Below are 12,455 nucleotides of genomic sequence, written 5' to 3' on the forward strand. Positions count from 1 at the left end.
CACGCGGCCGAGTGTTTGCTGTGCAGTCGTTCAGGAAACTTTGCCGGTGCAGTGCATCCCCCTATAGTGGGACGTACCGAGCGAAGAGGGGGTAATCCGATGGGCTTGCTGGACAAGTTCAACGAGCTGAAGGACATGGTGACCGGCGCCGTCGAGGAGGCCAAGGGCCAGGCCGGCGAGATGGCGGGCGACGCGACGGACGCGGCGTACCAGGAGTACGTCCCCGACATGGCCGGCCAGGCCGGCGACGCGGTGCAGGGCGCGCAGGACGCCGTGCAGGGCGCGGGCGACTCCGTGCAGAACGCCCAGGACAGCGCCACCGGCGCCGTCGAGGACTTCCGCAACGAGCACGGCCTCTAGCGGCCGGCCGCTGCGACGACCTGGAGCGGTGCCCCCGGCCGTTCGGCCGGGGGCACCGCTGCGTTCCCCGCGCCAGTCCGCTGCGTTCCCCGCGCCAGTCCGCTGCGTTTCCTGCGCCGGGCCGCTGACTGCGTTCCCCGCGCCGGGTCGCTGCGTTCCCGCGCCGGGCCGCTGGCTGCGTTCTCCGCGCCGGGCTGCTGGCTACGTCCCTGCGCGAGTCCGCTACGTCCCTGCGCCGGTCCACCGTGGAATTGCCGATCCGCGAAGGCAACGACGAGCAGGCGGTGCGGACGGCCGCACTCCCCGGGGTCGCCGCGTCGATGGACTCGGGGCGCAACGCCGCCCGCCCCCGCCCGCGGGCGGGTACGTTTGCCGGAGCAACGGCGACACCGCGCAGAAGGGGCACCGCATGAGCGACCTGACCGGGATCGGGTTCCACCGGAACGACGGCGGGGAGGCGAGCCTGGCCGACTACCTCGGGCAGGTCGTCCTGGTCGTCAACACCGCCTCCAAATGCGGGCTGACCCCGCAGTACGAAGGGCTCCAGCGGGCCCACGAGGAGTACCGGGACCGCGGCTTCACCGTCGTCGGCTTCCCCGCCAACGACTTCATGGGCCAGGAGCCGGGCACCGACGAGGAGATCGCCGAGTTCTGCTCGGTCAACTACGCGGTCACCTTCCCGCTCATGGCGAAGATCAGCGTCGCCGGCGAGACCCGGCACCCGCTCTACACCGCGCTCGTGCAGGGCCGGCCCCGCATCGACGGCAAGCCCGAGGGCGACACCGCCGACGACCCCGAGGTGCAGTGGAACTTCGAGAAGTTCCTCCTCGACCGCGGCGGCCGCGTCGTGGCCCGCTTCGCGCCGACGGTCACGCCCGACGACCCCGCGCTCCGCAAGGCGATCGAGGCCGAACTCGAGCGGTCGACCGCCTGCCCGTAGGCGACAGTTTCACAAACCGCATTTCCGCAGTTCAACAGCATATCATGGGCGATTCTTGCCCGGTTTCAACGCCCGGCGGGCGCGCGCGGGGCTTCACGCTGATAACCTAAAACTGGACACAGAGGCAATAACGTCTCAGGACAGATAATCCGGGTCGGGTTACCCAAGGTTACAACCAAAACTCCCCAGGCTCCGGCCGGGCCGCTTGACCAACACAAACCCGTCTCCTGTTCGACATTTCGGGGGACGCGGCCAGCACTGGGCTGGGTATGGTGAGGGCACTCCATATGCACGCTCCTGGAGGAAGTCTTCATCGTGGTCGAACCCCTCGCCGCCGCCGCTCTTGGCGGCCTCGCCATCGACAAAGCCCAGAGCGCCATCGGAAAGTGGGTCACCGCGCGCCTCACTATCCGTGCCGAGATCGCGCTCCGCGACCGGGTGCTTCGGCAGGGCCGGCCTGCGAAGGACCAGCAGACCGAACTCGCCGCAGTCATCAAAGCCGCAGTCGACCTCACCGCCACCGAGCAGTTCCCTGGCGAGGAGCGGCTCCAGCGCATGTTCAAAGATGCGCTGCTGGCCGGCTCCGGGCAAGAATGGCCGTTGGTGAACGGTTCCGACCTCACCTTTATCACCGACGACGTCTTCGAGTGGGTCCTCGACAATGACCTCCTCCCCAAGGACCACCCAGGCAACGAGGACCGCGACGCACACCCCTACCTGGCACTCCTGTGCCGAAACATCATCGCCCAATTCGGGTTCCGGGCCGAGAACAACGGCGCTAAGAACACGATCCTCTACCCCCGCTGGCACCGCTTCTGGACCACCGAGCTCTTCTCCACCGCCGTCGCGCAAACTCAGGAAAGCGCCCCCGGCATCGACCAGTCATCACCGTGGCCTCGCCGCCTCGGCCAACTCCCTCAGTCAGCCACAGCACGGCTGGAGCGCCCCGTCGACCGGCAACTCACCGACGCCCTCGCCACCGGCGGCACCACTGTGGGCTGCCAGATTCTTTCCGGCATGGGAGGGATCGGTAAGACCCAGATCGCCGCCCACTACGCCCGCCAACGCTGGAACGACCGCGAAGTCGACCTCCTGATGTGGGTCAACGCCGCCACCCGCGAGTCCATCACCACCGCTTATGCACAAGCAGGCAGCGAGTTCTGCGACGCCGACGCAGCCGACAGCAAGCAAGCCGCCAATGCCTTCCTGGACTGGCTCGACAGCTCCAATGCGCCGCGGTGGTTGATCGTGCTCGACGACCTCACCGACCCGAAGGATCTCGGCGGCCTTTGGCCGCCGACCAACGGATACGGCCGCACAATCGTGACCACCCGGCGCCGCGACACCGCCCTAGAAACCCCCACACGGAAACGCATCGACGTCGGCCTCTACACCCCCGAGCAAGCCCTCCGCTACCTCACTGACCGCCTTCTGCGACCCGAACTTCTCGCGGAAGCGGCAGAGCTTGCCGCTGACCTGGGCTACCTGCCTCTCGCTCTGACACAAGCCGCCGTCTATATCCTCGACCAGCCCGGCGCCACTTGCACCATCTACCGAACGCTCCTAGCCGACCGCACCCTCAAACTCGAAGAACTCAGCCCAGAACTGCTTCCTGACGAGTATCCGCACACTGTCGCCGCAGCTCTCACAATCGCCATCGAGCATGCCGACCAATACGAACCCCTCGGGCTCGCCTCGTTCCTTCTTGCTCTCGCAAGTTTGCTTGACCCCAACGGTTTTCCCGCTGACCTCTTCACCGTCATGCCCGTCACTGTGCGCCCCGACGAGGCAACGTCAGAATCCCAGACCGACAGCAACACGGAACCACTGCAACTGCCCACCCGAACGGTCACCGACGCCCTCGCTCGACTGCACCGGTTGAATCTAATCAATCACGATGGCGACAGCGTCCGTGTGCACGCTCTGGTACAACGCACCCGCCGAGACCAGCTCAATGACGACCAACGGAGTCTTTTCGCCCACTTCGTCGCATCCGCGCTCCATCAGATTTGGCCCGAACCTGAAAACGATCCCGCTCGCAGTGCAGCATTGCGCGCCAACGTCGCACACCTCCGCGAGCACGCCCAAACCGCGCTCATCCAAGAAGAAGCCCACCCGCTCCTGTTCCTGCAAGGCCACAGCCTCGGCGACAGCGGTCTCGTGGACGAAGCCTGTCGCCACTTCGACCACCTGCACGAACTCTGTATGCGCACCCTCGGCGCAGACCATCCTCACACCCTTGCCGCCCGCGGCAACCTTGCCACCTGGCGCGGCCAATCTGGGGACACAGCGGGTGCCGTCGTCATCTACACGGAGGTCCTCACTGATCTCGTTCAGGTCAACGGTCACGAACATCTCCACACTCTTACCGCTCGTGGCAACCTCGCCACCATGCAGAGCGAAGCAGGAGACATTGCGGGGGCTCTTGCCGCATTTGAAGCACTCCTCTCCGATCTTCTGCGATTGGTTGGGCCTAACCACCACCTAACCCTTACGACCCGAGCACACATCGCCCGCTGTCGCGGCGAAGCTGGGGACGCCGCCGGCGCGGCTACCGCCTATGCCGAATTGCTCTCGGACCGACTCAGAATCCTCGGCCCCGACCACCCCGACACCCTCGCCGCTCGTGCGAACATTGCTCGCTGGCGTGGCGAAGCTGGGGACGCCGCCGGCGCGGCTACCGCCTATGCCGAATTGCTCTCGGACCGACTCAGAATCCTCGGCCCCGACCACCCCGACACCCTCGCCGCTCGTGCGAACATTGCTCGCTGGCGTGGCGAAGCTGGGGACGCCGCCGGCGCGGCTACCGCCTATGCCGAATTGCTCTCGGACCGACTCAGAATCCTCGGCCCCGACCACCCCGACACCCTCGCCGCTCGTGCGAACATTGCTCGCTGGCGTGGCGAAGCTGGGGACGCCGCCGGCGCGGCTACCGCCTATGCCGAATTGCTCTCGGACCGACTCAGAATCCTCGGCCCCGACCACCCCGACACCCTCGCCGCTCGTGCGAACATTGCTCGCTGGCGTGGCGAAGCTGGGGACGCCACCGGCGCGGCCACCCTTTGCGCAGATCTCCTACCCGATTTTCTGCGGATTCTCGGCCCCAACCATCCCGGCACTCTAACGGTCCGAGACAACCTCGCCCGCTGGCGCGGCGAAGCTGGGGACGCGACTGCCGCAGCTGCTCTCTACGCCGACCTCGTCACCGATTGTCATCGAATCCTTGGCCCCAAACACCCTCACACTCTCAATGCGGGGGCCCAACTTGCCCAAATGCGCGGCGAAGCAGGGGACGCTGCGACTGCGGCCAGCCTTTACACGGACCTCCTCACAGACTTCCTGCGTGTTTTCGGTCCCAACCATCCTGACACGCTTCTTGCCCATGCAAATCATGCTCGATGGCAAGGCGAGTCAGGAGATGCGGCCGGTGCTGCAATAGCATTCGATAAACTTCTTACCGATTTCATACGGGTCTTCGGCCCTGATCACCCTCATACCCTCACCGCCCGTGGGAATCTCGCCCGCTGGCGGGGCGAAGACGGAGAACCGGAATATGCCGCTGCTGCCTATCGAGAAATCCTCTCTGACCTTCATCGCGTCCACGGCGCCGATCACCCCGGAACCCTGATCGCGCGCGGGAATCTCGCTACTTGGCGTGGTATGGCCGGAGATGCCGCCGGAGCTCTCACCGCGTTTGAGGACCTACTCGCCGACTTTGAACGGGTTCTCGGTCCCGACCACCCACATACCCTCGGCACCCGAACCAATCTCGACTACTGGCGGGATATGGCTGATGATGAACCAGACTCTGCGACACATTGAGCTTCACAGAATCAGACGCGGCCAGAACGTCCCCGCTCTCACCTAGAGGCGCTCGTCAGCCGGTAGGCGGTCCACATGCATACCCCGTACGGGTTCAGGCGGTCGCGGATTGTCAAGGGCTGACCGTTGCCCTTGAATTTCTCCGCGAATCCACCTACGGTCTGGCGGGGACGCACTTGAGTGTGGGTACGGTGGGGGCGCCATGATCGACCTCAATCCGCGCAAGGCTTCCCAGGGCTCGCTGGCGGTTGACAGGGACGTGTCGTAGGCATGCTCGGAGCGGACCTCGCCGGTCTGCGATGGCGTGGCCCACTGTGGCTGGCCACACGAAGCGGTCCGCACGCATGGGAATGTTGGCTTCCCCGACCGCGTGAGCGAGCGACAGACTGACGCAGCCTGAAGTTAGGTTGAACCTTCATCCTCCTCTGCAACAAGCCAGGCGAAAGCGTTCTTCACTGCGTTCTCGTCGGTGTTGAGAATGTCCAGGCTTATCCGGATTAGCGCGTATAGCTGCTCAACCCAGGATTTCGCGAGGCCGACATTCCTGCCGGAGTTAAGGGACAGACTTGGGATCAGGTGTCCAGCATGAAGCACATTCAAGCATCGCTCCATCGCATGAGTCTCAATTGACCACCATTCGGAGTGCGCGACTCCACTCGCCATAGAATATGCCTGGCGATACAAGTCCAGAAGCCCACACTCCTCGGCCATCGCTCGTATGGACTTGCCCTCTGCAAAGGAGTCACGAGTATCGACCACTCGATGATCTAGGACCTCATCGTTGTGGCTCAGCTTCTCGAGATCTTTAATAGCTTCCTCGAAGTCAGCGTTTCTTGCCTCCTGTGGAACTTCATCGACAATTCGTGCGTACAGCTTCGCCTTACCAGCCCCATATTCTTGGAACGCTCGATAGATCGACGGGTCCTGCTGGGCCATCCACTGAATGTAGATACGGGTCTCCACAAGCACTCTTATGATGTGGGCGCCGTGCTCCATACACCACAAATCTGGGGCACTGAGCGTCGCGATCACATCGCGTCCAGTTCGAGAGACAAGCCCGGAGTGAACCTCCTGGCGTTCCCGATCGAAGAGCTGCGCGGGAGATAGCTCAAGCGCTTCTACATAGCTGGCCAGTAGGTCCATCGCCCGTTGGCGAAGGTGAGCGCCTTCGTCAGGTACTTCAGTTGTGGCAGCATCCCCGCCGCCAGGGTCAATCTCGGTCGGAACCTCCATGCTGTCCTCCTCAACCTCACCTTCTGCATTGCAATTCCGACGTCTCAGACAGCCGGAGGTCATCGAGTTTGCGCCCCAGAAGACTCTGGCCCACTTGATGGCAGGTTCGAAGTAATCCTCATTCTCGACGGTGAGCAGCATTTTATGTGCTCCCCAGATTGACCTCACGACAGAATCTGCTTTACTGCGTGTCCGTGGGTCATTCGGGTAAGGATGCAACAGCTCTATCGTCTCAGAACTCGTACTGAAAGTGCCGGCCTGAACCGCGCTCCAGATGTACAAGCACTTGATTAGCGATTCACGGTGCCCATCCTTGAGTACTTCGAGTACAGCGCGTGCCAGCAGGTCAAGCTCCTCCTGGCCCGGAGGTCTCATCTCAATATCAACGAGCCATTTCGCGGGACGAAGGGGGTAGGAAGCCAAAGCTCTCGCGATGGTTCCCGATAGCAAGCCATGTTCCTCGGCCCTGTCCTTTACAACTGCCTTCGCTTCTGGATCTTGAGCGGCGAGGCGGTCGAGACCGGTAAGCCGACCATCTAGACCATCAGCGAGATTTTGCGGCTTTACCCTCCCCAAAAGGTCTTCCTGGACAGCTTTCTGCCATCGGACGAATCGGAGAGCCCCTGCATTCCCTAGTTCCGACAGCACAAGCACCGGCCACAGCAGATCCGGCAGGTCTTCCCGGAACCAATCCGCAATTTTAAGCACGCCAGTCGCCGCGAGCTGCGGCCGGTAGACACGGCCCCTCCTGACATGGCCCTCGAGCGGCCCGGACCTCTGATTGGGCTGTGGAAACGACATGAAACCATCATAGAGCCTAGAAGCGATATGAAGCTCCGCTTGCAACCCTGAGGCTTTGTAAGCGTGAGCTTCCGGGCCTTGCTTGAGCACGCTGCCTCACCACCCAGGCCAGTGTTCTTGAGGTGCTCAAAGAATGTTGGATGCCTCCTGGCCGTCCAACGTACCTGGATCGAGAATCTTCTTTTCCCGCACGGCACGCCCCTAGTACTGGAACGCCAAGATGAATCAGATGAGATCGTCGATGCTTTGCAGCGCTGAGGCAAACAGACCAGAAGCATCGCGATCACCCAGTCGCCCAGGGGCGAAAGTCGTTGATGCTGTTCATGTCGTGATGCCGATGAATGGCAGGGGTCTGGTATGGTCGCGGGCGTTATGCCTGGTGGTGTAGGCAAGATTGACGCGGCGGTATACCGCCTCCTGCGCCGCCGTTGGATCCGTTTCGTGCCGACTCGACGGCCGCAAGTGCAGCTTCGAGCCGTTGGGCCATCGCATTGGTTGAGCCTGACCTTTCTCGATGCGGTCGATGGCTTTGCCGAGCTGATCGGCACTTCTCTGGACGCCAGGCGCGGCCAACTGGCCGCGGCATGCGGCGGCCGACTCGTTGCTCTCCGCGATCCCGGTGATGAGGTGGCGAGTCTGGTCCAGGGCGGCGAGGACGTCGGCTGAGGGCACGAAGGGTATCCGTCCACGGGGGTGGCGGCTGCGGTCAGTCTAGCGGAAACCAGGCAAATCATTGGGCACTCGTTGACCCCGGTCGTCACAGCATGACCCTGAGTAGTGGTGGTCCGGAACGGACTCCGATCCGTACCTGCCCAGGTCATGTGGTGGCGACCTTGGCAGCCTTCGCCATTGCTTCGCGCCAGGGGAACTGTTCGGAGATTGGGCCTCCGTGGTGGGGTTTGTGTTCGGGAATCTCCAGGAAGATCACGTCCTCCTCTGCCAACGTTGCGATAGCGCGCTTGTAAGGTGCTCGCCCAGTGAGTGCGGAGTTTGCGAAGGGCACGACCAGGGTTGGGATGCCGAGGCCGATGTGTTCGGAGGCGACGTCGAGGGCGTAGGTGTCGGCGATGCCGGCGGCGAGTTTGCAGATCGTGTTCGCGGTGGCGGGGGCGATCACGACGGCGTTGGCGTCGGGGCGGTCGCGTCGGGGTGTTCCTGGTTTGCGGTGCTCGGTGGTGACGGGGTGGCCTGATGTGGCTTCGAGTGCGTCGAGGTCGGCGAAATTGGCGCCGGTGGGGGTGGCGATGACGTGGCAGTCCCAGCCTGCGGCGTGGGCGGCTTGGACGAACTTGACGGCGTGCATGGCGGGTCCGGCGCCGCAGATGATGAGGTAGACGACCTTCATGCCTTGACTCCGATCCGCTCGCACAGTCCGCGGAGTTGTGGGTCGATGGCGTTTTCTTTGGTGCGGCGGACGACGATGCGGAGGACTTCTCGGGCGAGGGGGTTGAAGCGGATGCGTTGTGGGGCGACGTGTTCGGCGGAGGCGATCATGCGGATGGCGGCGCGGTCGGAGTCGCGGGTGCCGATGCGGGCGCAGGCGCGGGCGGCGTCGAGGTAGAACGAGGCTTGGCGGGTAGGTGCGTCGATGGCTCGGGGGTTGGTGGTGTTCGCGATGGCGATGGCTTGGCGGGGGTCGCGGTCGACTTCCATGGCGACCATCCAGAAGGCGAGGTTGGTGGGTCCGAACCAGCCGAGTTCCTGGCCGCAGTCACCAGTGCGGGCGGCGAGGTTTTCGGCTTCGGCGAGGTGGGTTTCGGCGTCGGATTCGCGTTTGAGGCCGTAGAGCGTCATTGCCGAGGTCAGGTGGAGTTGGCCGGCGACAGCCATGGTCCGGTTGTCGTCCAGGTTGCCGTCGAGCATGCGGAGTCCGGCGGCGGCGAACTTGTGGCCGCGTTCCATGCTGCCGCAGCTGAGGGCGGCGTGGGCGCGGGTGAAGGCGGCGATGCCTTTGAGGCTGAGGTCGTCGAGTTCGGCGGCGGCGTCGCGGGCGCGTTCTCCGGCGAGGTAGGTGTCGGCCCTCTGGCCGGTGGAGCGCATGACGTTCATGGTGCGGTGGGCGGCCTGGACGGTCAACTCTCGAGTTCGCGTTGCGATGGTCGTATCGGTTGCCGTGACGGCGGTGGCGTGTAGGCGACGCAGGAACGGCGCGAGGCGTGCGGCGGTGCCGGTGAAGTCGCCTCTCCGGTAGAGCTCTTCGAGCAGGTCGGCTTCGGCGTTGAGGTAGTCCAGGGCCGCCGGGTCGGCGGTCGCCTCGTCCTCCAGGGCGGTCTCGATGAGGGCCGCGAGGATGTCATGGACGTCGTCGACGAGTCCGACGCCATCGCTGGTGAGGGAGACGTACCCGTCGCCGATCAGGTCCATGACCGAGCAGCGCAGGACCATGCTCATCGAGGCGAGGATCTGGAGGTTGTCGGCGCCGCGGAGGCCGTTCTCGATCCGGCTCCAAGTACTCGCGCTCATGTCGGCCAGTTCGGCGGCCCGGCGGATGCTGAGTCCGCGCAGTTTGCGCCTGGTCATGATGCGTTCGCCGATGGGTTCGTTCGCCACGTGCTGCATACCTCCAGGGTCCGCCTCAGCGTACAAGTGCCGTTGCCACATGGCAACGGTCTGCACGCGGATCTTCATAGCCTGTCGTAGTGGATCGGACACTGTCCGGCCGCTCGGCTTGGCCGGGTGATTCCGGGTTGCTGAATACCAGCGAGGAGGGAGCTGTAGGTGACGAGACGGAGTAGCAGGATATCCGTGCCGGACGAGCTAGGGCACCACATGGTGCCTGACCGGATGCGATACGTGGAGCGGTGGGACCTTCCTGGTACGGAGCTGTACGTGGATGACGAGGTCGGCGACGGTGAGTTGACCTCGACAGGGCGAGGCTTCCCGGTGCTGGCGCTCCTCGGCCATGCCGACGGCATCCTCCACACCCTCACCTGGCAGGGACCAGCGGGCGCCTGGACCGCCACCGAGCGGGTCCAGATCAAGCTGAAGCTGGCCGAGGTGCTCTCGAACCGCGACCAGTTCCAGCTCGGCGGGATGCGGTTCCGACCGCACAAATGCGCCAATCCGGTGAACGGTCAGACGGTGGTCTACGTGTACCGCACCGACATCTATCCGGAAGTGCTCGTCGCCGTAGCAGGTTCCGGCGGTCTTGCTTTGACTCCCGAGCACCGGTACCTCGATGCCGTGACCTTGGGACGGGCAACCGAAGAATGTCTTGCCGGACGGACGCCATGATCATCGGGCAGTTCACCTGGCGCAAATGGGAGATCGAGGCCGAGAGCATCACGAGCCCGCTCGTCGGCGAGGTCATCTGGTTGAACCGAACTGGTCCCGCACCCGTCGGTATCGGGATGATCCGAGACGACCGACTCGAGCTGACCGCTTTTGCGCCCGCAGATGACCTCGCACCGCTTGAACTGCGGCACGCATTCGATGAGTTCCGGTCAGGAACGACGACATGAGTAGCCACCTGCTCGGCCTCGTCCTTGGCAGCAGGGCACCGACATGGGACGTGCCGGCACCGCCGGAATACCCGCGGCGCTCGCTCCAGTGGTATCTCGATCGCGCCCGCAGCGCTGCGATCGAGCACGGTTGGCACGACCACCAACAACTCGAAGCGCATCAGTGCGCGGCGAGCAAAGCGCAGGACATCTCGCCGCATTTGACTTTCCTTCCGAGGGGCCGCTGCGCGCCACGACAGAGCAGCGGTTCCCCTCCGGGCGCCGCGCGTAGTGGAGCGCGGCGGCCCGCTTAACTCAGGCTCCGTCATGGTGGGCGAGAAACAGGGCCATGGCGGCCCGACCAGATTCGGGCTCGTCAGGACCCGGAGCCAATTACGGCTAGGCACGGTCGTTTGGGCATATTCCACCCTCACAACCCCGCACAACACCCTCACAGTGAGGGTGTTGTGCGGGTGGCGGACCCGCACAAATCTCAGTTCGACGGGGTTTTCGAGCAATACTCGCGATCACGAGGGGGCTGGCGCTAGGGCCGCTCTTCCGATCGAGGGGAAGGACTTGGACACGATTCGCTCGGCATTGACAATCCTGAGGCGGTACCGCGCTGTGCCCGGTGCTGCCGTTCAACGTGCTTCCCTCGTGGCGAGAGCGGTGGGCCGATGAGTTCGTGGCGAAAGCGCTCGAGCGCGGCAGCGTCGTTGGAAGCGGCGGCGCATCAACTGACCGAACGGGATCGGGCGATCATTGCCGCTTTGGCGGAGTTCAGGCTGTTCACGCTCGAGCAACTGTGCCGGTTGTTCTTTACCTCGATGTCGGCGGCGCGCGACCGGCTCTCTACGCTGTTCGAGCGGGGGTTCCTCGCCCGATCTCGGCCCTCGACCAGAGCCGCGTACCGCTATTATCTGGGGCCGCTGGGGTTGCGTCTGCTCCATGCCGACCGCGTCGCTGCCTACGAGCAGAGCAGCGTGGACGACTACGGGAATCGCGCGGTGCCCAACCCGGGCCGAGCACCGACTGCTGCGAAAGCCCGCGAGTACGGTGAGGGCGTCTTCCTTTCCTCCCAGCGACCGCACCGCGAGGGCGTAAGCGACTTCTACAGCCGCCTGGTCGCCTCCACTCGAGCCCACCCCGAAACGCGACTGATTCAGTGGGAGATCGAGACCAGTCAGCACCGTTGGTGGACGGCGCTGTCCCTGCGCCCTGACGGGATATTCGACCTCGACATCGCCGGCCTCGTGCGCCCGTTCTGGTTCGAGTTCGACACCGGTACCGAGACCATCGACCGGCTCGTCGAGAAAGTGCGGCGCTGGAATTCCTTCATCGAGCGGCATCTCAAGATGTCCTGGACGCTCCCGCTGATGCTCATCGAACTCACCAAACCCGGACGCGAGGACAACCTCCACGCCTGGCTCGAACTCCTCGGCACTGTTCAGGGGGTCGCAACCACGGTCACGGCCCGATCCGCCGATCCGCTCGGCCCCGTCTGGCGTGTCTGCGGCGACCGGCCTGACTCGCTCCGACCGCTCGCTGAGATTCCCCCACCGAATCGCTGAGGCCTGTGTCGTGCGCGATGGCGGTTATGCGGGGTGCGGCGGCTCCCGAGTCGGGTCCCGCAGCGACTCCCGTGATGGGTCCCGAGCCATGAATCCGAACGCAACCCAGCATTTTTGCAGGTCACCGCTATTTTGAGGATCGTTGGCCGAGCCCGACATTATTACTTATATATATTTCCCCAAGGGGGTCATGGTTCGTGACTGGCGCGGGCCTTGCAGACCCACACCAGTTGTTGACGGCAGACTCGATTACCTGTCGTCACAGAACCGAACTCCTGTCTCATCATC

The 12,455-nt window shown here is 64.1% G+C and carries 10 protein-coding genes; 6 read left to right on the top strand and 4 right to left on the bottom strand.

Going from position 1 to position 12,455, the window contains the following annotated elements:
• The first annotated feature begins 99 nt into the window (after positions 1–99).
• The 3 genes from EIW28_RS14900 to EIW28_RS14910 all read left to right on the top strand — a co-directional run bounded on the left by EIW28_RS14900 (position 100) and on the right by EIW28_RS14910 (position 5,122).
• Entirely contained in the window at positions 100–360 is a 261-nt protein-coding gene (locus EIW28_RS14900) for a hypothetical protein (RefSeq protein WP_125248513.1), read from the top strand.
• A gap of 409 nt (positions 361–769) precedes the next feature.
• Entirely contained in the window at positions 770–1,300 is a 531-nt protein-coding gene (locus EIW28_RS14905; RefSeq protein ID WP_125248514.1) for a glutathione peroxidase, read from the top strand.
• Between the two features lie 315 nt (positions 1,301–1,615).
• Positions 1,616–5,122: a tetratricopeptide repeat protein gene (locus EIW28_RS14910; protein ID WP_125248515.1), complete on the top strand. Its 3,507-nt coding sequence runs from the start codon at positions 1,616–1,618 to the stop codon at positions 5,120–5,122.
• Positions 5,123–5,524: 402 nt separating this feature from the next.
• On the opposite strand, the gene EIW28_RS14915 is transcribed toward EIW28_RS14910, so the two are convergent.
• The 4 genes from EIW28_RS14915 to EIW28_RS14930 all read right to left on the bottom strand — a co-directional run bounded on the left by EIW28_RS14915 (position 5,525) and on the right by EIW28_RS14930 (position 9,706).
• Positions 5,525–7,156: a DUF5677 domain-containing protein gene (locus EIW28_RS14915; RefSeq protein WP_125248516.1), complete on the bottom strand. Its 1,632-nt coding sequence runs from the start codon at positions 7,154–7,156 to the stop codon at positions 5,525–5,527.
• 321 nt (positions 7,157–7,477) lie between these two features.
• The gene (locus EIW28_RS14920; protein WP_125248517.1) at positions 7,478–7,828 is read right to left on the bottom strand and encodes a hypothetical protein; all 351 of its coding nucleotides are present in this window, start codon (positions 7,826–7,828) and stop codon (positions 7,478–7,480) included.
• A 145-nt stretch (positions 7,829–7,973) separates the two neighbouring features.
• The gene (locus EIW28_RS14925; protein WP_125248518.1) at positions 7,974–8,501 is read right to left on the bottom strand and encodes a flavoprotein; all 528 of its coding nucleotides are present in this window, start codon (positions 8,499–8,501) and stop codon (positions 7,974–7,976) included.
• Positions 8,498–9,706, bottom strand: coding sequence for a helix-turn-helix domain-containing protein (locus EIW28_RS14930; protein ID WP_158630411.1), 1,209 nt, complete (start codon positions 9,704–9,706; stop codon positions 8,498–8,500). Before EIW28_RS14930 ends, EIW28_RS14925 begins: the two co-directional genes overlap by 4 nt.
• A gap of 279 nt (positions 9,707–9,985) precedes the next feature.
• Between EIW28_RS14930 and EIW28_RS14935 the strand changes: the two genes are divergently transcribed.
• The 3 genes from EIW28_RS14935 (at position 9,986) to EIW28_RS14945 (ending at position 12,167) form a co-directional block, all read left to right on the top strand.
• Positions 9,986–10,390, top strand: a complete 405-nt coding sequence (locus EIW28_RS14935) for a hypothetical protein (RefSeq protein WP_125248520.1) — start codon at positions 9,986–9,988, stop codon at positions 10,388–10,390.
• Positions 10,387–10,617: a hypothetical protein gene (locus tag EIW28_RS14940; RefSeq protein WP_125248521.1), complete on the top strand. Its 231-nt coding sequence runs from the start codon at positions 10,387–10,389 to the stop codon at positions 10,615–10,617. The genes EIW28_RS14935 and EIW28_RS14940 overlap by 4 nt, the downstream gene beginning before the upstream one ends.
• A 656-nt stretch (positions 10,618–11,273) precedes the next feature.
• The gene (locus EIW28_RS14945; RefSeq protein WP_125248522.1) at positions 11,274–12,167 is read left to right on the top strand and encodes a replication-relaxation family protein; all 894 of its coding nucleotides are present in this window, start codon (positions 11,274–11,276) and stop codon (positions 12,165–12,167) included.
• Positions 12,168–12,455: the final 288 nt, after the last annotated feature.

The sequence above is a fragment of the Glycomyces terrestris genome, assembly GCF_003933745.1.
GTDB lineage: Bacteria > Actinomycetota > Actinomycetes > Mycobacteriales > Micromonosporaceae > Glycomyces > Glycomyces terrestris.